Origin of the sequence: Phytohabitans kaempferiae (genome assembly GCF_042433955.1) — a bacterium.
Taxonomy (GTDB): Bacteria; Actinomycetota; Actinomycetes; order Mycobacteriales; family Micromonosporaceae; genus Phytohabitans; species Phytohabitans kaempferiae.
Genome location: NZ_JBHLUH010000080.1, coordinates 25,654 through 47,096 on the forward strand (window position 1 = coordinate 25,654; position 21,443 = coordinate 47,096).

Below are 21,443 nucleotides of genomic sequence, written 5' to 3' on the forward strand. Positions count from 1 at the left end.
GGGAGGCCGGGATGAGTCTCGCGGTCGACGTCCGGACGTCACTGGACCTGAGCACGCCGGTGGGGGAGGCGCGCGGGGCGCTGGTGCTCCACCTGGAGACCGACGCCGTGCTGCGCGCGCTCCTCGCGGGCGACGCCGCCACGGTGGCCACCGGCGACCTCGGCGCCGCACTGTCCGGGCTGGCCAGTGGCGCCCTGGCATCCCCCGAGACGCTGCTCGCGCCGCTGGAGCAGGCGCTGCGGCGGCTCGCCGGCGAGCTGGACCTCGGCCCGCTCGGGCAGCTCGGCGACCTGCTCGACACGCTGGCGACGGCCGGGCGGATAGCCGAGCGGCTGGTCGCGCTGGCGTCGCCGCAGATCGCGCCGCTGGACCTCGGCCGGGTCAGCGCCGACGGCGGTGGCCTGGGCGCCCTGACCGGCGGCTCGCTCGGCGACGTCGTCAACCTCGTACTCGACCATGTGGAGCTGCCGAGCCGGCTCGCCCCGGTCGAGCAGTTGCGGTCCGCGGTCGCCGCGATCGACGGGCTCGCGCTGACCGGTGACGCGACCGCCGTGCTGGGGGCGCTCGGCCCGCTGCTGGTACCCCTGCCGCTGCCCGCGCTGCGGCAGCTCCGGGCGCACTTCGACCTCCTCGACGCGCGGCTGGACCGGCTGCCCGACCAGGCACCGCTGGCGCTGGCTCTGGACCGGTGGGCGGTCGCGCTGGACGCGGTCGCCGCGCTCGACGTGCCCGACGCGCCGGCACTCGCCGCGCTGGCCGTCGCGCGTACCTCGGCCACGACCGCGCTCGACGCGGCGGTGGCCGCCGCCGGCCAGGGGCTCGACGCGCTCGGCTGCGGCACCTGGACGGCCGAGCTGCGCCGCCAGCTCGACCTGCTGCCGCCGATACCGTCGGTCCGGCTGGACGCGCTCACCCGCGACCTGGCGACCGAGATCGGCCGGGTCCGCGGGCTGGTGGCCGCCGCCGGTGACGCGGCGATCCTGGCCGGGGTCGGGCGGTTCAGCGCGCAGGCGCACGCGTTCGTGGAGGGGAGCCTCGGGGGCATCCCCGCGCTGCTGGACGCGGTCGAGGCGCGCGCCGCCGAGGTGCTGTCGCACCTGCCGACCCGGGTATTCCGGGCACAGCTCGTGCAGGCCGTCGACGATCTCGTGGACAGGATCGACGGGCTGGGGATCGACGCGGTGCCGCGCGCCGTCGAGGGCGCGGTGGCCGACCTCCGCGCCGTCGTCGAGGGCGATGTGGTCGGCCGCGTCCAGGCCGCTGTGGGTTCCGTGATCGGCGAGGTACAGGAGGCGGTCGAGACCCTCGAAGGGCTTCTCGGCGAGGTGACGACCCGGCTCGACACGGCGGTCGGCGAGGTGACGCCCGTGCTCGCCCGCGTACAGGCGGCACTCACCGGTTTCCAGGGCGAGATCGACGAGGTCGTCCGGCTGCGCGCCGAGATCGACCTGACCGGCGCGGCCCAGCGCAGCGTCGACGCGGTGACCGAGCTGACCGACGCGGTGACCGAGCTGCTCGGCGGTGGCCTCGTGCCGGACGCGCTGCGCCCCGTACTGGAGCAGGCGGCCGGCGCCCTCGAAGGGCTCGACCTCTCCGGCATGATCGCCGCGCCGGCCGCCGAAGCGGTGGCGGAGCTTCAGGTCGAGCTGCCCGAGGAGGTCGCCGAGCTGCTCACCGACGTCGCCGCGCTGCTCCGGGACGCGATACCGACGGCGCTGGTCGCCGAGCTGGACGCGCCGGTGCTCCAGGTGTCCCAGGCGCTGGCGGAGTTCGACCCGACCGCGCTGCTCACCGGGCTCTCCGGGACGATCGACGAGGCGGCCCGGACGGTGGAGTCGCTCGACCCGCGGCCGTACGTGGCGCCGGCCGAGGAGATCTTCCGCGAGGTGCTGAGCCAGCTCGACCGGCTCGACCCCACGCGGCTGCTCGCCCCGGTCGCCGGCGTGTACGACCAGCTGCTCGGCGTGCTCGAAGGCGTCGACCTGCAAGGCGTCGGCGACCGACTGCTCGCCGGATTCGAGGCGGCCGGCGCGCCGTTGCAGGAGGTGGTGTCGACGGCGGCGCGGCGGCTGGGCACCGAGTCGCGTACCCCGCCGGCCGGTGGTACCCCGCCGCCCGCCCTGCCGCCGGAGCCCGCGCCCCCCGCCGACCGGCCGGCGCCGCTCTTCCGCCCGGGAGACGGGATCCGGGCGCTCGGTGCGGTGCTCGACCGGGTCCGCGTGGCGCTCCAGCCGCTCGACGACGCGGTGCTCGTGCCGGCCTTCCGCGAGCTGCACGCGCTGACCTCGGGGCTGGCGGCGCGGGTCGTACCAGAGGATCTGGATCGTCGTGTGCGGGCCGCGACCGGCGCCGCGCTGGCCCCGCTGCGCTTCGACGCCGCCCTGCCTTCGGCGCTGCGGTTGCGGCTCGCGTGGGATCGCGCGGCCGCGCGGCACGACCTCGACGTGGCGATGTCGCCGGCGGTGGCGTTCCAGGCGCGGACGCCGGCGGTGGACGCGCTCGCCGCGCGGGCCGCGGCCTGTGCGGCCGACCTGGCGGCGGTGGGCGGGGCGCTGTCGGCGTTCTGCGCGGGCGTGCGCGGCGCGGTGCCCGGTGCGCTGGCCGGCGAGGTGACCGGCCGGGGGCCGATCGACGCGTTCCTGGCGCAGCTCGACCCGGAGCCGGTCGCGGCGGCGCTCGACGCGCTCGCGCAGGAGGCGGCGCAGCGGCTGCTCGCCGTCGGCGAGGCGCTGGCCGAGGCGCTGGACGGGCTGCGCGCGGACGTCGAGGCGCGGCTGCGCGAGCTGGGGCCGGCCGCGATCATGGAACGGCTGGCCCGGCTGATCCTGCTGCTCCGCCAGGAGCTGGACCGGATGCATCCGGCGGAGATCGCGCGTGACCTGCGCCCGGTCTTCCTCGCCGTACGCTCCCGGATCGAGGCGTGGTCGCCGGTCGCCCTCGCCGGACGGGTCGCGGAGGTGCTCGGCGTCGTCGCCTCGGCGATGCGGGCGCTCGACCCCGCCGCGCTGCTCGGCGATCTGTCCGATCTGGACGGTCTGGCCGAGCGGGTCGCGGCGCTCGCCCCGGGGCGCCTGCTGGGCCCGCTCGCCGAACAGCTCGGTGAGCTGGGCGAGCAACTCGCCGCGCTCGACGTCGAGGCGAGCGTACGTGTGATCACCGAGGCGGCCGCGGACGTGCTGGTCGACCTCGGCGCGGCGGTGGAGGTCGTCCTCGCCGCCCTCGCCGACCTGCTGCGTTCGCTCGGGTCGGACGCCAACCTGTCGGTCAGCGTCGACGTGGAGGTGTCGGTGCGATGAGCGTGACGGCGGATCGACTCTCCGGTGTGGACCCCGGCGGGCTGCGGCTGACCCGCGACGCGCGGGGCGAGGTGACCGCGCTGACCGGCGAGGGGGTCGCGCACCACCGGCGCGACGGCGACCCGGGCTGGACCACTGTGGACGATCCGGCCGGCGCCACCAGCCTGCGCCAGGACGAAGATCGCACCGAGCTGCTGCGCGACGGCCACCTGCTGGCCCGCCGGCGGCGGGGCGCCGCCGAAGAGTGGATCGTCCCCGGTACGCCGGAGCCGGTGCTGCTGGTCCGCGACCCGAGCGGCGAGCTGAGCGAGGTGCGGGTCGGCGGCCGGGCGGTCGCCCGCCGCGCGGACGGACCGGGCACACGCGTGCTGCGCTGGGCCACCGGTGACGCCGGCCGGGGTGAGCTGGGCGACGGCGCGAACGGGCTGTTCGCGGTGGCGGGAGCGAGTGCGAGGAGCGTAGCGAAGCGGAGCCCCGCAGTCACGAACGAGGATGTCGCAGGGACGCGCCGCGAGTGGCCGGTCACCGAGGCGGCGGACGCCAGCGCGCTCGGCCGCGACCGGTACGCCTTCGACGAGCGGGGCCGCGTGGTCGGGCACGAGCATCCGGAGCTGGGCCCGACCCGGTACCGCTTCGCCGGCGACCTGCTCGCCGAGGTCGACACGCCGGAGGGACCGGTCGCGCTGCACCACGGCACCGACGGGCGGGTCCGCAGTCGGCGCGACCACGCCGGGCGCACCACGTACGGCTACGACGAGTGGGGCCGCCGCATCCGCGAGGCCGGCCCGGCCGGTACGCGCCACCTGGCCTGGGACGACCTCGACCGGCTGGTGCGCGTGCAGACCCCCGGGGCCACCGTCGGCTACGCGTACGACGGCTTCGGGCGGCGCGTGGCGCGTACCGTCGAGCGCCCCGGCCGGCCCGGTGAGACGACCGTCGAGCACCGCGACCTCCAGGGCCGGCTGTGGGCGGTCACCGACCCGCACGGGCGGCCACTGCGCACCTGGCTGTGGGACCGCCACCGGTGCCTCGCCGCCTTCGACGGCCCCGCCGGCGACCGCCCCGCCGCCCTCTACGTCACCGCGCCGAGCGGGATCCCGGTGGGCTTCGTGGACGCGGGCGGGCGAGTGCACGAGCTGCCGGCCACGCCGTACGGGGAGCAGCGCCCGGCCGGGCATCCCGCGCTGTGGTTTCACTTCGCCGACGAGCTGACCGGCTACGTGCACGTTGTGCAGCGCGACGCCGACCCGGCCACCTGGCAGTTTCTCTCGCCCGACCCGTACCGGGGCGACGACGCCGACCGACGCCGCCTGCTGCTCGGGCTCTCCGGTCCACTGTCGACGGAGCGGGACCGCCGCACCAACCCGTACGCGATCTGCGGCTTCGACCCCGTGCGCCGGGTCGACCCCAACGGCGCGGTCTCCGCCGGCACCGTGCTGTGGCAGATCTTCGGCGGCCTCACCTGGCACCTGCCCGCACACATCATCAACTGGCTGTGGATCCATCCCTTCGTCAACTTCAGCTTCGCCACGATCCTGGCCTGGCTGCCGGCGGCCGGCTTCGACCCGCGTGGCGCGTTCGACTCGTGGAAGGAGTTCTGGAACCCGGGGAACTACAGCGGCGAGGAGTCCAGCCGGCAGGACGTCGCCTCGATGCTGATGGCCGGCTGGATGTCGTCGAACCGCACGTTCACCTTCCAGAACGCGATCTGGGGCCGCCGCAAGACGTGGGACCCGCTCGACGGCACCGCCAGCTTCGAGCCGGGCACGCCCTTCCAGCAGCAGCGCTTCGGCTCGCTCATGCGGATCACGCGGGGCGACAGCCGCAACGCCGACGTGGTCGACAGCTGGACGATGGTGGCCGACGGCATCGACACGCAGGCGGCGGCGACGAGGCAGTTTTCCATCGCGGGCGGCACGGCACACGCGCCGGTGCTCGGCAACAGCCGCGAGCGGCTGATGACCGAGGGCAACCTGCACATGCTGCGCCAGATCCTCAGCGTCGGCGTCGACGTGCCCACCACCGACCCGGCCGCCCCGGCGCGGGCCCCGATCGGCATGCACTCCCAGGCGACCGCGTTGCAGGAGTGCGCACCGGGAGTGGCGTGCGCGCAGGTGACCGTCCGCACCGCGGGCCGCATCTTCACGTACGGCGGCACCGACCCGCTCACCGTGGACGGCGACGTGATCCGGCTGGGCGGCGTACTGGCGATGGTCACGGCGGTGCAGCCGCGCGCCGGCACCAACCCCACCACAGAGCTGTCGGTGCAGGCGGGCAACGCGGGGCTGACCCTTCCCAACCCCGGCCGGTACCGGGCGGAGTGGGCGACCCTCGACCCGGCCGGGCCGCAGGCACTCAACGCCCATCCCGCCGGCCCGGACCTGCTCCAGCTCGTGGACACGGTGGTGGGCTGGACGCCGACCAGCATCGCCCGGATCAACGGGGTCGCGGTAACCCCGGTCGACCGGGTGGAGAGCCACCTGCCGGTACGCGCCCAGGCGCCCCTGCCCCTCGGCGGCGCCGTGCTGCCGCTCGGCGCGGGCGTACCGGTGCCCGCGACCCTGGAGCCGGACGAGCGGCTGCGGGTCGCCGACGGCGCCGTGGCCCAGGGGGCGGTGCTGCGGCTGACCCGGGGCGGCGACAGCCGGCTGGCCCGAGTGGTCACGGTGACCGACGACGTACCCAACAACCAGGACCTGCTCACGCTCGACGCGACGCCGGCCGCGCTGGGCCTGCCGGGCGCCGGCGACCCGGCGGTCGAGGTGCTCGCCGTGCAGCCGCCGCGCGGGCCGCTGGCGACGGCGGTGCCGGCCGGGCCGGGCAGCGCGGTCACGCTGCTCTCGGTCAACTCCGCGCTCGGCGCCAACGTCACCGGTATCGACGTGTCCGGCGCGCTGGCGACCGTCACCGGCGCCGAGACGCGGGCGATCCACCTCGCCCCGAACAACCCCGTACCCGGCCCCGGACCCTGGAACGTCGAGCGGTTCACCTTCCCGGCCGGCGCCCGGACGCACGACGGCGACCTCTCCGGTCCATTGGAGACGGTGGCGTTCGACGCGGGGGACGCGGCCACCACGATCCCGCCGGACGCCCTGCTGCGGCTGCGCGCGGTGGCGATACCGGCTCCGGTGCCGGCGGTGGCCGGGCTGGTACGGGTCGCCGACCGCGAGTTCGTCCGCCCGGCCGGCGACGCCACGCTGCGCGCCGGTGGCCTGGTCGCCGTCGCCGGTGCGGCCACCGCGGTCGTGTCGGTGGCCGACCTGGCGCTCGGCGTCACGCTGGACCGCGTGGTCGGCGCGCCGGGGACGCCGGTCGAGCGCGTGTGCGGGCTGGCCGCCGGCGAGCGCACGTACGCCGCCGTCCGGGTCGACGGCGGCGGCATCCGGCTGACCGGCGCCGTGGCCGGTGGCGGGCCCGCGCTGCTGCCCGGATGGGTCGCCGGCGACATCGTCCGGATCACGGTGGCCGGCAACCCGGCGCAGGAGTGGGTACTCTCCGCCGACCTCGACGGCGGGCGCCTGCCGCTGCGGGACGGCCCACCGGCGGCCGGTGGCGGGCCGGCGGCACTGCCCGGCGCGGTCGGCGACGCGGCGACGGTGCAGCGGCTCGCACCGACGTGGCCCCCGCTCGCGGTGCGCCAGACCGACGCCGCGCGTACCTCGGAGGTGCTCCCGCTCGCCGCCGGCGGGACCTCGCGGCACCGCTGGGTCACCGCCGTCGGCGCCGTGGCGGTCGGTACCGCCGTCGGCATCGACATCGGCGGTACCGTGCGGGTCGCCCAGGTGGTCACCGTCGACGAGATGTCGGTGCGCACCTCGCCGCTGCCGGCCGGCCCGCTGACCGGCTACGCGTTCCTGGCCCGCGCCGCGAACACCGACCGGATATCGGCGCGCTGGCAGCCGCTCGGCGACGAGATCCGGATCAACGACCAGCTCGCGGCGACGCCCGCAGGCGCGGTGACGGTGCTCGACGCGCTCGGACCGGTGAGCGAGACGGCGGTCACCCCGAAGCCGCAGGCGCTCATGCTGCCGGCCGACCCTGAAAACGCGCAGTGGATCTTCACGGCCCGGGAGGCGCTGCGCGAGCACGAGCTGCGGCACACGATCCAGGCGTCGCACTGGGGACCGTTATTTCTGGGGCTGCCGCTCGGCGTGGCCGGGGACGCGCTGTGGGACGTGCGCGGTGGGAGCGGCGCGTTCACCGTCTCGCCCTACGAGACGGTGGTGGCCGTGCCGGAGGAGACGTCCGGCTCGCGGCCCCGCCCCGCGGGCTTCCGGCTGACCGCGCCGACCGGCAACTTCCGGCTGGCGCCGGGCGAGGTGGTCGAGTTCGACGCCAGCGGCCGGGCCTGGCGCACGGTGATCACCGCGATCGACGGCGAGGCGGCCGGGGGAGCACTCTTCTGGGTGCAGAACCTGCCGCCGGAAGGGCTCGGCGACGGCGGGCTACGGGCCCGTACCGTGCACCACGAGACCACCGAGGCCGACGGCTGGCTGAAGGTCTTCCGCCTGCTCGACCTGCTCTCCAACGCGCACATCATGGAGTTCACCACCGGCCTGATCTGGGAGGGGCTGATCGGGCTCTTCTGGCGGGTCGGCCGCACGCTCTTATTCCGCCCCGACAAGGCCGAGGTCACCGTCACCGACGACCCGGCCCGGGTCACGCTGCGCGCCGCCGACCCCGCCGCGCTGGAGAAGCTGCGGCTGGGCGTGGGCGCCGACGTGATCGTCGACAGCGACGAGGCGCGCGACGACTCGTACCGCACGGTGGTGACCGCGATGTCCGGCGCCGACGTGACCGTGCGGGACGCCGTACCGCGCTATCCCGCCGGTGCCAAGGTGCGGATCTACCGAGGGCAGGGCACCGACCCGGACACGTTCTGGGACATCCGCAAGTACCGTCCGGCGAGCCTGGTCGAGGGCACTCCCAACGTCATCTCTATGGCCGGCACCGCGCCGCCCGCCTTCGGTGTCATGGACCTGCTGGAGGTGAAGTGGGTCGGCGCGGGCGGGCAGGCGCACTCGACGCGCACGCGGGTCACGGCGGTGGTCGGCGGCACCCCGCCGCGATACCAGCTCCAGGACCCGATCGCCCTCGACGGCGCCGACCCGGACACGCTGCGGGTCTCGCGGCTGGGCAACGACGACGACCCGGCCACGTTCTGGTTCGACACCAACTTCTACGAGACGCCGTTCCGGTTCCGCCGGGTCACGCAGTACCTCTTCGACCCCTGGCGGGCGCTGACCCTGAACACCGACTTCGTCCGCCCGGCCGACGGCTCGACGTTCAAGACGGTGCTGGCCTGGATCACTCGCGGCCTGCGGTACGCCTTCTCCAACCGCACCTGGACACCGCTGTTCGGCTACGTGTGGTGGACGAGCGTCTTCAGCCAGGACCACCTCAGCGGGCTGGAGCAGTCGGCGTCCTGGAACGGCGGCGAACTCTACACGACCATCACGCGCTCCGGCGACCCGCGCTTCGCCGCCTCCGAGGGCGGGCACGGCGACTCGCCCGGCTCGTACGGCATCTTCGAGGGCGAGCTGCTGCGCATGTGGACCTGGGATCAGTGGAGCTGGAACGACGTCTTCGGCAGCCAGGAGACGGCGGCCGGCACGGTCGCCGCCGGCACTCGCGTGCCCGCCCAGAATCCGGCGCTGATCAGCGCGCTCGCGCTCGTCACACCGTGGGACGACCGGTGGCGGTTCACCCCACCGGCCGGCCTCGTCGCCGGGCTGGAGTACCCGGCCGAGCTGGCCCAGCAGGTCGCCGGCGGGGCCTTCCGTCCGTCGCCGCTGCTGCAGATCCCCACGCGGCGCGACGTGTCCCGCAACAGCGGGGTCTACTTCGCCGCCACGCAGGCCGGCGCGTGGCAGGTCGGTGTGCCCAACCCGTTCGTCAACGACCAGCAGGCGCAGGCCGACGGCGAGCAGTACCACACGCGGACCGTCCAGGTGGGGGCGCTGACCGTGCGGGCGTCCGGCGTCGACCTGCCCTGGCAGGCACCGGGCGCGGCGGCGGCGCTGACGCTCTTCGTGACGCAGGCGCAGACGATCGACGTCAGCGGCGGCAACGGCGGTACGTACCGGCTGCGGCTGCTCGACCCGGCGAGCGGCCAGATCGTCTGGCAGCCGGCCGGCCCGGGGCTGAGCCTCCAGGCCCGGCTGACCACGCTCACGACCGAGGTGGTCGAGGTGGTCCGCGTCTACTCGCCGGCCGACCCGTACTTCACCCGCTTCGGCACCTACCTCGCGCACGACATCGCCATCCCGGTACGCCGCTTCGGCGTCACCGTGGACTCGACGGTCACGCTGCGGAACGGGCCCGACGCGACCTCGCCGGTGGTGAACGTCGCCGCGCCGGTGCTGCCCGGCACCACCGTCTCGGCGCTGCTGCCGGTGACCACGGCGGTGACCCCGGCGGTCGCGTTCAACCCGGTGCCGGCCGTCGCGCCGCCGCTGCCGGTGGTCGCCGGGCCGATCGCGGCGGGCGCGCTGCACCGGTACGACATCGCGGTCGGCGCGCAGCCGCCCGAGGACCCGGTCACGGTGGAGGTCACGTTCCGCTTCGCCGACCCGCATCCGGCAGGCGCGGGCGCGACGATCGACGTGGTCGCCCCGTTCGCCGTACGGCCCGCCGCGACGCTCAACGGCCCGGCCACGGTCGCCCCGGGCGCGACCGTGGTGCTCAACGTCGTGCCGTCGGACGGCTCCCCGCTCGTACCGGCGGACGTCGCCGTCCCGGCGGGCGGCGGTGCCCCCGCGGCCGGGATCACGGTCACGGTGAACGCGGCCGGCGGGCTCGACGTGGTCGCCGCGGCGACCGCGGTGCCGGGGACGGTCTTCGTGGTGCAGGCGCAGTGGCAGGGGCAGCCGGCGCGGCGGACGATGCGGGTCGCCTGAGCCTCCGAGCTGGTACGCCCGTCCGAGCGCGGCCGGACGGGCGCTCGGCGCTGCCCGGATATTGATGGTTGTCGTGGTCCCCCGAGGCTGGCAAGATGTGGGAAAAGTTTGTATAGACGTCAAACTATCTTGGGAGGGTCGGCATGAGACCACGCACCGGCTCGGCGCTGGCAGCCGTGCTGACGTTGGGCATCGGCATGGCGGTCGTGGCGGCGACCCAGGCGAGCGCGGCCACCGGCTGCCGGGTCGACTACACCGTCAACCAGTGGCCCGGCGGCTTCACCGCCAACGTCGCGATCACCAACCTCGGCGACCCGCTCAACGGCTGGCGGCTGGAGTGGAGCTTCGCCAACGGGCAGACCGTCAGCCAGGGCTGGAACGGCGTGTTCAGCCAGAGCGGCTCGCGGGTCACCGTTTCCAACCAGACCTACAACGGCGGGCTCGGCACCAACGCGACGGTCACGCCGGGCTTCAACGGCACCTGGAACGGTACGAACTCCGCGCCCACCGCGTTCACGCTCAACGGCGTGGCGTGCACCGGCTCGACCAACCCCGGCCCCGGCCCGACGACCGGCGCGCCGCCCACCTCAGCTGCGCCCACCACGCCGCCGCCCGGTGGGGTCGCCTGGAGGTCGTCCGACCAGTGGGGCACCTGGACCAATGGCGGCTACACGCTCTACAACAACATCTGGGGTAGCGGCGCGGGCTCGCAGACCATCTGGGCCAACTCGTACAGTAACTGGGGCGTCACCGCGAACCATCCGAACACCGGCGGCGTGAAGTCGTACCCCAACGCCACGCGCGCGGTCAACCGGACGCTCAGTTCGCTCCGTACGCTCACCAGCACCTTCAACGTGACGGTGCCGAGCAGTGGCGCCTACGCGACCGCGTACGACATCTGGGCCAACAACCACGCGTACGAGATCATGCTGTGGCTGAACAAGACCGGCCCGGTCGGCCCGCTCGGCTCGCTCCAGACGACGGCGACGGTCGGCGGCCACACCTGGCAGGTCTACCGCGGCTCCAACGGCGCGAACGAGGTCTTCTCGTTCATCCGCAGCGGCAACACCAACTCGGGCAGCGTGGACGTACTGGCGATCATGAACTGGATCCGCAACCAGGGCTGGTACGGCGACGTCACGGTCGGCGACGTGCAGCTCGGGTACGAGATCACCTCGTCCGCCGGCGGCCTCAACTTCACCACCAACGCCTACTCGGTCTCGTTCAGCTGACCGACGCCGCACAGTCGAGGCACCGTGCGAGCCGGAGATTGCCCAGCTCGCACGGTGCCTCAGGTGTGCCGGTCCGCCAGGGACCGTTGCCGCTGTCAGGCGGCGATGTCGAACCGGTCGAGTTCCATGACCTTGACCCAGGCGGCCACGAAGTCAGCCACGAACTTCTCCTTGGCGTCGTCGCTGCCGTACACCTCGGCCAGCGCCCGCAGGATCGAGTTCGAACCGAAGACCAGGTCGACGCGAGTGGCGGTCCACTTCACCTCGCCCGTGCTGTCGTCGCGACCCTCGAACAGCTCCTCCTCGTCCGTGGTCGGCGTCCACGTGGTGCCGAAGTCGAGCAGGTTGACGAAGAAGTCGGTGGTCAGCACGCCCGGCCGGTCGGTGAACACGCCGTGCCGCGACTGCTGCGTGTTCGCGTTCAGCACGCGCAGGCCGCCCACCAGGACGGTCATCTCCGGCGCGCTCAGCGTCAGCAGCTGGGCCCGGTCGACGAGCAGCTGCTCGGTCGGCTTGACGTTGCCCTTGCCGAGGTGGTTGCGGAAGCCGTCGGTCGTCGGCTCCAGCACCGCGAAGGACTCCGCGTCGGTCTGCTCCTGCGACGCGTCGGTGCGCCCCGGCGTGAAGGGGACCACGACGTCGACACCGCCGTCCTTGGCGGCCCGCTCGACCGCGGCGGAACCGGCGAGCACGATCAGGTCGGCCAGCGAGATCTGCTTGCCACCGGACTGCGCGGCGTTGAACTCCTGCTGGATCCGCTCCAGCGTGCCCAGGACCCGGGCGAGCTGGGCCGGGTCGTTGACCTCCCAGCCGTTCTGCGGGGCCAGGCGGATGCGCGCGCCGTTGGCGCCACCGCGCTTGTCGGTGCCGCGGAACGTCGAGGCCGAGGCCCAGGCGGTCGCGACCAGCTCGGAGACGGACAGCCCGGAGGCGAGGACGGTCTCCTTGAGCGCGGCGATGTCGTCGGCGCCGACCAGCTCGTGCGTGACCGGCGGGACCGGGTCCTGCCAGATCTGCTGCTCAGCCGGGACCAGCGGGCCGAGGTAGCGCGCGATCGGACCCATGTCGCGGTGAGTGAGCTTGAACCACGCCTTGGCGAACGCGTCGGCGAACTCCTGCGGGTTTTCGTAGAAGCGGCGCGCGATCGGCTCGTAGATCGGGTCGACCCGCAGGGCGAGGTCGGTGGTGAGCATCATCGGCGCGTGCCGCTTCGACGGGTCGTGGGCGTCCGGCACGAGGTCGGCCGCCGCCGCGTCGGTCGGCTTCCACTGCTTCGCGCCCGCCGGGCTCGTGGTCTGCTCCCACTCGAAGCTGAAGAGCGTCTCGAAGAAGCTGTTGTCCCACGCGGTCGGCGTGGGCGTCCACGCGCCCTCGAGGCCGCTCGTGATGGTGTCGCCGCCCTTGCCGGAGCCGTGGGCGTTCTTCCAGCCGAGACCCATCTCCTCGATCGGGGCGGCCTCCGGCTCCGGACCGACGTTGCGGTCCGGGTTGGCGGCGCCGTGCGCCTTGCCGAACGTGTGGCCACCGGCGATGAGGGCGACGGTCTCCTCGTCGTTCATCGCCATCCGGCCGAACGTCTCCCGGATGTCCCGGGCGGCGGCGAGCGCGTCCGGGTTGCCGTTTGGCCCCTCCGGGTTGACGTAGATCAGGCCCATCTGCACCGCGCCGTACGGCTTGGCGAGGTCACGGTCACCGCTGTAGCGCTTGTCGCCGAGCCAGGTGTCCTCGGTGCCCCAGTTGATCTCCTCGGGCTCCCAGACGTCCGCACGGCCGCCGGCGAAGCCGAAGGTCTTGAAGCCCATCGACTCCAGGGCGCAGTTGCCCGCGAGCACCATCAGGTCGGCCCACGAGAGCTTCTTGCCGTACTTCTTCTTGACCGGCCACAGCAGCCGGCGCGCCTTGTCCAGGCTGGCGTTGTCCGGCCAGCTGTTCAGGGGGGCGAAGCGCTGGTCGCCCGAGCCGGCGCCGCCGCGGCCGTCGGTGATCCGGTAGGTGCCGGCGCTGTGCCAGGCCATCCGGATGAAGAGCGGGCCGTAGTGGCCGTAGTCAGCCGGCCACCAGTCCTGCGACGTGGTCATGACCTCGTTGATGTCCGCCTTCACGGCCTGGAGGTCGAGCGTCTTGAACTCCTTGGCGTAGTCGAACCCCTTGCCCATCGGGTCGCCGGCGGGCGGGTTCTGGTGCAGTACGCCCAGCTCGAGCTGGTTGGGCCACCAGTCCCGGTTGGACCGTGCCCGGGGGGGACGCACGGGGGACTCACTCGAGATGAGGCCCTTGTTCTCGCTTTCCACGTTGCTCTCCTCGGGATCGGGTTTGTGTTGCCGGCCACAGACAGGTCTGAGACCGACGGATCAGTCAGATCAGGAATCGGTTCTGGTGGAGCAGGCGGGGCACAACCCCCAGTAGACGATCTCCGCCTCGTCGATCACGTAGCCGTGATCGTCAGAGGCGGTCAGGCAGGGCGCCTCGCCGACCGCGCAGTCGACGTCGGCGATGTCACCGCACGACCGGCAGACGACGTGGTGGTGGTTGTCACCGACTCGTGCCTCGTAGCGGGCCACCGAGCCCGCCGGCTCGATGCGCCGCACCAGGCCCGCCGCGGTCAGGGCCCGCAGCACGTCGTAGACCGCCTGCGTGGAGACCTCGCCAAGATCCCCGCGAACGACCCGGATGATCGACTCCGTATCGGCGTGGGGATGCTCGTGCACCGCGGTCAGCACAGCCACGCGGGGCCGGGTGACCCGCACTGAGGCCCCGCGAAGCATAGGCTCGGCGTCGAACGTGGCACGCACCCGACGATTCTGGATCACTTTTCTGGATTGAGTCAAGAAAAACGCCGTACAGTTACCAAACACACGGTGTCGGGTCGGGCGGATCCCACTCCTTGGACTCAGTCGAAGAGCGTCGCCGCCGTGATCAGATCGGTCGCGCGCTGGACTGCCGGGTCGCCGGCCGGGAGGGCGGCGCGGAGGATGGCGAGCAGGGCGGCCTGCCCGGCGGGGCCAAACCGGGCACAGGTCTGGACGATCGAGATGGTGTGCATGCGCGCGTTGGGCATGTCGTTGATCGCGCCGCGGATCTGTGGCGGCAGGAGCAGGAGTATCTGGTGCCGCCCCTGCGCGCTGCCAAACTCCGGGAGCTCACCGAAGGCGTCGGCGATGGCGGACAGCTCGTCGAGCGGGCTGCCGGCCGTGGGAGCCGCTGCCGGTGGCGGCGCGGGCGGTGGCGGCGCGGGCGGTGCGGGCAGTGGCGGTGCGGGCGGCAGCGCGGGCGGCGGGGCGAGGGGCGGCGCCACCACCGCCGGCTGGCCGGTGATCACGCGAACCAGCTCTTCGAGGCCGGTCGCCGACAGCTCCTTCACCGGGTAGCTGGTGCCGGTGGCCGGGCCGAGGAAGATCGGGATGCCGTCCTCGCTCTGGCCGGGGAGGATCACCGGCAGGATCTTCCTGGTCCAGGTGGGGCGGTCGGCGTACAACTGCTCGCGCAGCAGCGCGCCCTCGAACTGCACGCCCCGCCCCTCGTCGGCCGCGGCTTCGCCGTCCGCGCGCCGCCGGTACGCGGGCGAGGCCACGACCACGACGTAGTCGGCGTGGCGCAGCTGCTCCATCATCCACAGCGGCCAGTCCTGGCGCTCGGCCGTCGCGGGCAGGTCGAGGCGCGCGTCCACGCCGTTTTCGAGCAGGAGGGTCCAGAGCTGGCGCACCTGCTCGATGTGGGCGGGCGACTCGTGCGCGTACGAGACGAAGACCCGCCGGGACCGGCCGGCGTCACTCATCGGGCCCCTTCCATGATCGCTTCTGCGTATCGGCGCCGTCGCCCATTGTCGATACGAAGGTCCGATAGCGGAACGGTCCGGTACGACTTTCCGGGTCGCCCGAGTCGCTACATGGTTCGATCCCGTCGGACCCTTCGTACCGGTGTGAGTCCTCAGTACGCTGGCGCCGGACTTCGGCGGATTGGTGGTCGTGGCTACACGGGTGAGAAGGTCGGTGCGGCACGCGCTGGCGGTCGTCCCGTGACCATGCCGACCTGGGCCGGCATCGAGGTGGTCGAGAGCCTGGTCGCCGCGCTCGAAGACATCGCCGAGACCAAGGACGCGGCCACCAGGGACCAGATCGTCGAGCTGGTCGGGCTGGGGCTGCGCGTGGACGACCCGGACGCCCGCCTCGATCCCAAGCGGCCGACGAGCCAGCGCGCGCACCTGGTCGAGATCGTCACCGCCGTCCTCAACCGGCCGCGGACGCTTCGCCTCCTGGCACAGGCCGTCGCGGTGGTCGCCCCGGGGCAGCCGGCGACGCAGACGTTCACCGAGGTGTGTGAGGAGCTGGCCCGGCGGGAGCCGGTCTGGATGCCCGACGCCGACCGCCTGTCGCTCCTCGACGAGCTGGCGGGGCTGACCCTCAACCGTGCGGTGAGCGCGCTCCTCGCCGACGCGACCAGCCCGACCCGGGGATACCCGGCGGTCGGCACGCTGCGTGCGGCGGTGACCTGGCTGGAGGGGCGGCACAGCTCGATGCCGCTGTTCCGGTTTCTGGAGTTCGCCGCGGCGTCCGCCACCGAGCTGGACGCGGCCGACGGGCTGCGCCGGTGGATCGACGAGCACCTGCGGCTGGTGCCGGAGGGGCGCCGGGCCGAGCTTGTCGCGCTGCGGGAGCGGCTGCGGCGGCAGCTCGCACCGGCCGAGGGCGGCAAGCCGTGCCTGGAGATCCGGCTGGAGCCGGTCGACGAGCACCGGTTCAGTGTCGCCGCCTGGCTCTCCGAGGCCGGCGAGGCGGCCCCCAACTGCGGGCCGGAGGAGACGGTCACGCGCGAGGAGCTCCAGTCCTGGCTCCGGGGGTTGCTGGAGCGATACGCCACGACCACGCTCGCGCCCGAGCGGCGCGCCCGCATCGAGTTCGTCCTGCCGCGAAGCCACCTCAACGAGCCCGTCGACCGCTGGGAGCTGACCCGCGACGGCAACCTTCGCCGGCTCGGCGCCCTGTACCGGGTCAGCGTCCGCCCGGACGGCCGCTCGCCCGAGGGCAGCGAGCGGCTCGCTCGCCGGCGGAAGATCACCGCGAGGGTGATCGCCACCGGGCACGCGGCTACCGAGGTGGCCGAGTGGCTCGCGTCCACGACCGGCGGCGACGCGCGCGAGGAGACCGACCGGCTGGAGCAGGCCGACTGGGCCTGGCTCGCCATCACCTGCCCGATGGTGGCGCTCGCCGCCGAGGCGGTGGAGGCGGTCGTGGACACCGGAGCGCCGGTGGCTGTGTGGGTCCGGGGCGAGCGGGGCAGCGATGCCCGCCGCAAGGTGCTGACCGACGTGAGCAGTGCCCGCCCGGTCGACGAGCTGCCGGACGCCGTGTGGCGGTTTCGCGAGCTGGGCTGGGCCGGCCAGGACGACATCCGCCGCGACCTGGTGCTGCTGTGGGACGACCCGACCCGTACGCCCCCCGACGACCTGACGCTGGTGGCGCCCCGACCGGCAGGAGTATTCAAATGACCGACTGGCTCATCTTCCGTGGCACGGGGGAGCGGCACGACGGCATCAGCCACCTGCCGCCACCGCCCAACTGGCGGGCCTTCGCCGGCGGGCCGCCGCTCCCGATACCGGCTGCCCAGGCCGACCCCGGCACGGCACGAAGACTCGGCAGCCGCCGTCCCGCGCTGGCCGGCCGGATGGACCCCACCGTGGTACAGATGGTCAACGCCGCCCTGTACCTGCGCCGCCCCCTGCTGGTCACCGGAAAGCCGGGCGTCGGCAAGTCGGCCCTCGCCTACGCGGTGGCGCACGAGCTGGGGCTCGGACCGGTGCTGACATGGCCGATCTCCAGCCGCTCCACGCTCGCCGACGGCCTGTACGACTACGACCCGATCGGCCGCCTCCGCGAGGAGAACCTGCGCCGCCTGTACGCGGGAGGTGACCGTGGCGAGGCGGCGGGCGAGTCCGGATTCGACGAGGCCGGCATCGGGCGCTACCTGACTTTGGGGCCGCTCGGCACGGCGCTGCTCCCGTACGAGCGGCCGCGCGTGCTGCTCATCGACGAGATCGACAAGAGCGACATCGACCTGCCCAACGACCTGCTGCACGTCTTCGAGGAGGGCGAGTACGCGATACCGGAGCTGCGCCGGATCGCCGCCACCACGGTGCGGGTCGACGTGGCCACCGCCGACGAGGGCATCTCGGCGCCGGTCACCAACGGGCACGTACGCTGCCGGGCGTTCCCGTTCATCGTGCTGACCAGCAACGCCGAGCGGGAGTTTCCGCACGCGTTCCTGCGCCGGTGCGTACGCCTGGTGCTCGCCGAACCGGAGCCCGACCAGATCGCGGCGATGGTGGAGGCTCACCTGGGCTCCGACGTCGCGGCCCGGGCCCGGGAGATGATCGACGCCTTCGTCGCGGAGCGTGGCGGCTCCGGCGTCTACGCCACCGATCAGATCCTCAGCGCGGTGTACCTGCGCTTCGCCCGGAACGACGCGGAGGCCGACGCCGCCATGCTCCAGACCGTGAGCGCGGTCCTCGGCGATCTGAGCAATCCCGGCCCGGGGAAGAAGCCGGCGGCGGTGCCGTGACCACTCGGCTCGTGGCTGCCCTGGCGCGAGCCCTGCCGGACGTGACCGCCCTCGAGGTCGCCGAGGCGGTGTGGCTGGCCCAGTTCGCCAAGGGGGCCGTGCCATCGCTGGCGGCCGAGCCGGACACCGCCGGGCTCGCACCGGATCCGCCGCCCGAGCAGGGCACGCCGGTACCGCCCCGGGTCACCGGCCCGGACGACGGCGCGACCCCGGAGCCGGTCGCCGAGATGTACCCGGACACGGCCGCCCACGGCGACAGCGAGGTCACCGACGCCCTGCGGGTCGGCGCGCCCCGGGTCCCCGCGCTGCCGGCGGCGCTACGGCTGGCCCGCGCGATGCGGCCGCTGCGCGTGCGCGTGCCGTCCCGGCACGCGCTGGCCGTCGACGAGGCGGCCACCGCCGAGCGCATCGCGGTCGACAAGCTGTGGGTACCGGTGCGGCGGCCGGTGCCCGAGCCGCGCTTCAACCTCGCCCTGATCGCCGACGGGTCGCCGTCGATGCTCGTGTGGGACCGTACCGTCGACGAGTTTCAGCTCCTGCTGCAACAGGTCGGCGCCTTCCGCACCATCTCGACCTACGCCTTCGACAGCGAGCGGCTGGAGCCCGGGCGGCCGCTCCAGCTCGAACCGGTGGGGCCGATGGCCGGCGCGACCCTCGATCCCTCGACCATCGTGGACCCGACCCAGCGTCTGCTGATCCTCGTGGTGACCGACGGGATCGGCCGTGGCTGGCACGACGGCCGGATGGACCGGCAGGTGCAGCGGTGGGCCGCGGTCAACCACCTCCAGGTCGTCAACGTGCTGCCGCGGCGGTTGTGGCGCGGGACGGGCCTGCGCACCACCTTCGGGCCGATGCCGCCGCACCGATACGGGCAGCGCGTAGCGGTGCCGGTGGTCGAGCTGTCGCCGGACGGACTGAGCCGCCGGGCCCAGGCGGTCGCCTCGGGCGGCGCCGCGAGCGCCGAGGTGCTCCAGCCGCCCACCGGCGCCACCGCCCCCGTGGTGGAGGCCGAGGAGGTGATCCAACGCTTCTTCCACGCCGCGTCGCCCACCGCGCAGCGGCTGGCCGGCTACTTCGCGGCCGCCCCGCTCACGCTCCCCATCATGCGGCTGATCCAGCACGTCATGCTCCCCACGTCGACCACAGCGCACCTGGCCGAGGTATTCGTCAGCGGCATGCTCGTCCAGCGCACCGCGAGTCCCGGCGACGCCGAGCTGACCGAGTTCGACTTCCTGCCCGGCGTACGCGACCTCCTGCTCGAAGGTGGCGACCGGTACGAGGTGCTGAGGGTCCTCACCGAGGTCTCCCGGTACGTCAGCGACCGGCTCGGGCAGCCGCTGGACTTCCCGGCCCTGCTGGTCGACCCCGAGGGCAGCCGCGTGCCGGAGCTGAGCGCGGGCACGCTGCCGGTCGCACGGATCGCCGCCACCGTCCTGCGCGGAATGGGCTCCCGCTACGCCCTGCTGGCCGACCGCCTCGACGAGGCCGCCGGCCGCGCTGTGCGAAGGCGCATCGCCGAGGCCGGGGTCGCCGCCCCGGAGCCGGCGAAGCCAGCACCTTTAGGCCCGATCCGGCTGGACAGTCCCGGGACCCGAGCCGTCCTCATCAGTGGTTTGTTCGCTGCTGACAGCGATAGGTCCCAGCAGGTGCGGACCCTTGCCAACGCTTTTGTCGAGAGCTGTGGACTTCGTGTCATGCCCCGCGTCGTGACCGGTCCCACAACCGCCAACGCGGTGCGGGAAGCGGTCGCGGCGGCTGCGACCGAGGCCCGGGATCTGCTGATCGTGTGCTGCTCCGGTGCCGCGTTCATCGACGTGCCAGGCGAGCCACAACTCCTCCTGGCGACCGGATCGGTGCCGGAGGCTCTGCCGCTGCGGCGGCTGATCCGAGACATCGAGGGTCGGGTTGGCGACACACCGGTGCTCCTGATATTCGACAGTCGAAGAGAGATCTCGGAGCTGGTCCCGCCGCGGTGGCACATGCTCGTCGGTGACGGACCATCGGGCCAGGACGGCTTTCTGGATGAGCTTTCCGGCGTGCTGGCCGGTGGCGACCCACACCTGCCGGCGGAGCTGACCGTGGAAGGGGTCTTCGAATGCCTCGTGCGGCGGGCGAGGCAACAAGGCTGGGAGGGGGTCCCTGTGCTCTCCGCACCGAGTGGGCGCCCGATCGTTCTCGGCCCCAACCGTGCCGCCTCCGATTCGTCCACACCGTTCGTCATTCTCACGTCTGGCCGCCGGCACCTGCCGTACGTCGAGCGACTTGAGGTGTACCTGCGGCGAGAGGGCATCCCCGTCCGGCGAGCGCGTCCCGAGCCGCTGACCGTCGACTCTTTACGCGCGATCGCCGATCAGTCCACAGCGGCGGCCGTGGTTGTGGTTGGCCCGACGGCGGAGGAGAAGGGGTTGTTACCTCAGCTAGTGACTCTGGCCGCGGACAGCCCTCGCGTGCTGCCACTTCTGGTCGGTACAGAGTGGCCCGACGCCCTTCCGAACGTGCCACATGACGAGGTCTTCGATGGGGCCATGCCGAGCGCCGCGTTTCTCGGTCGCCTCCGGGACCTTCTCGCGGAGGCCGCTCCGCGGCGGGCAGGGTGGTCCGTCACGGTCGCCGAACCGCCTCCCGCCGAAGTCGAGTCCGCAGTGGCCGGTGGCAGTGGCGACGAGTCAGACGCCCCGATCTTCTTTCTCAGCTACGTGCAGACCCGCCGGCCCTCCGATGCCCCGCGCGACGACTTGGTGATGCGCTTTTTCGACGAGCTGTCGCGGTACCTCGGCGAACTCGTGGGCCGGCGGCCGGGCTGGGAGCCCGGGTTCATGGATCGGTGGCCGAGTGACGGTGAGCAGTGGAGCCAAGAGCTCCTGCGCGCCGTCGGCACCTGCCAGGTCTTCGTGCCGTTGATCTCGGGGCCCTACCTCTCCAGTAGGTGGTGCGGGCGGGAGTGGCACGCCTTCTCCCGCCGCTCTGTCCTGTCGCGTGACGGCGGCGATGCGGTGGCGCAGACAGGGATCCTGCCGGTCCTCTGGTCACCGACGCGGGAGGATCGCCTCCCGCGAGTGGTCCGGGAAATCCAGTCATTCTGGCCGACCGGCCTGCCCGATGAGGTCACATCGCTGTACATGGAGGAGGGCCTGTACGGCCTCTATGCCCTGGGTCGGGAGGACGACTTCAAGGCGGTCGTGTGGCGCCTGGCGCAGCGGATCGTGAGCTTCCACCGGGAGTACTGGGTGGCGCCCGGTGTGGCCGAGACGAAGACCCTCCGCAACGTCTTCGCGGAGTAGCAGGCGGCCGGCGTCCCGCTCGGCGACCTCCCCGCCAAGTGTGACGAGACTGGTCAGGAATCGAGAAGCGCGGTCACCGAGCCTCACGTAGCGTGACTGTCATGGAGATCACCATTGTCGGGATTGTCCGCGACTGCTACCCCGGGAGCGAGAATGACCGACCGGTGAGCGCCGACCCGC

Annotated in this window: 9 protein-coding genes; 6 read left to right on the plus strand and 3 right to left on the minus strand. The window is 73.4% G+C overall.

Features of this window, described 5'->3' with window-relative positions; translation table 11 throughout:
* Positions 1 to 11 precede the first annotated feature (11 nt).
* The 3 genes from ACFFIA_RS37385 (at position 12) to ACFFIA_RS37395 (ending at position 11,427) form a co-directional block, all read left to right on the plus strand.
* Positions 12 to 3,296: a hypothetical protein gene (locus ACFFIA_RS37385; protein ID WP_377260725.1), complete on the plus strand. Its 3,285-nt coding sequence runs from the start codon at positions 12 to 14 to the stop codon at positions 3,294 to 3,296.
* On the plus strand, positions 3,293 to 10,195 hold the full coding sequence (locus ACFFIA_RS37390) for a hypothetical protein (RefSeq protein WP_377260728.1): 6,903 nt from the start codon (positions 3,293 to 3,295) through the stop codon (positions 10,193 to 10,195). The genes ACFFIA_RS37385 and ACFFIA_RS37390 overlap by 4 nt, the downstream gene beginning before the upstream one ends.
* Positions 10,196 to 10,338: 143 nt before the next feature.
* A complete protein-coding gene (locus ACFFIA_RS37395) occupies positions 10,339 to 11,427 on the plus strand; it encodes a cellulose binding domain-containing protein (protein ID WP_377260730.1) in 1,089 nt (362 codons plus the stop codon).
* Between the two features lie 95 nt (positions 11,428 to 11,522).
* Here ACFFIA_RS37395 and katG read toward each other — a convergent pair whose 3' ends face one another.
* The 3 genes from katG to ACFFIA_RS37410 all read right to left on the minus strand — a co-directional run bounded on the left by katG (position 11,523) and on the right by ACFFIA_RS37410 (position 15,202).
* On the minus strand, positions 11,523 to 13,718 hold the full coding sequence (katG, locus tag ACFFIA_RS37400; protein WP_377260732.1) for a catalase/peroxidase HPI: 2,196 nt from the start codon (positions 13,716 to 13,718) through the stop codon (positions 11,523 to 11,525).
* 69 nt (positions 13,719 to 13,787) lie between these two features.
* The gene (locus ACFFIA_RS37405) at positions 13,788 to 14,192 is read right to left on the minus strand and encodes a Fur family transcriptional regulator (RefSeq protein WP_377260753.1); all 405 of its coding nucleotides are present in this window, start codon (positions 14,190 to 14,192) and stop codon (positions 13,788 to 13,790) included.
* Between the two features lie 125 nt (positions 14,193 to 14,317).
* Positions 14,318 to 15,202 carry an effector-associated domain 2-containing protein gene (locus tag ACFFIA_RS37410; protein ID WP_377260734.1) on the minus strand — a complete coding sequence of 295 codons (885 nt, stop codon included), beginning with the start codon at positions 15,200 to 15,202 and terminating at the stop codon, positions 14,318 to 14,320.
* 246 nt (positions 15,203 to 15,448) lie between these two features.
* On the opposite strand from ACFFIA_RS37410, the gene ACFFIA_RS37415 reads away from it, so the two are divergent.
* Genes ACFFIA_RS37415 through ACFFIA_RS37425 form a run of 3 tightly spaced genes read left to right on the plus strand, consistent with a single transcriptional unit; the run spans position 15,449 to position 21,263 of the window.
* Entirely contained in the window at positions 15,449 to 16,912 is a 1,464-nt protein-coding gene (locus ACFFIA_RS37415; RefSeq protein WP_377260756.1) for a VMAP-C domain-containing protein, read from the plus strand.
* Positions 16,909 to 17,982, plus strand: a complete 1,074-nt coding sequence (locus ACFFIA_RS37420; RefSeq protein WP_377260736.1) for an AAA family ATPase — start codon at positions 16,909 to 16,911, stop codon at positions 17,980 to 17,982. The genes ACFFIA_RS37415 and ACFFIA_RS37420 overlap by 4 nt, the downstream gene beginning before the upstream one ends.
* Positions 17,979 to 21,263, plus strand: a complete 3,285-nt coding sequence (locus ACFFIA_RS37425) for a TIR-like protein FxsC (protein WP_377260738.1) — start codon at positions 17,979 to 17,981, stop codon at positions 21,261 to 21,263. Before ACFFIA_RS37420 ends, ACFFIA_RS37425 begins: the two co-directional genes overlap by 4 nt.
* Positions 21,264 to 21,443: the final 180 nt, after the last annotated feature.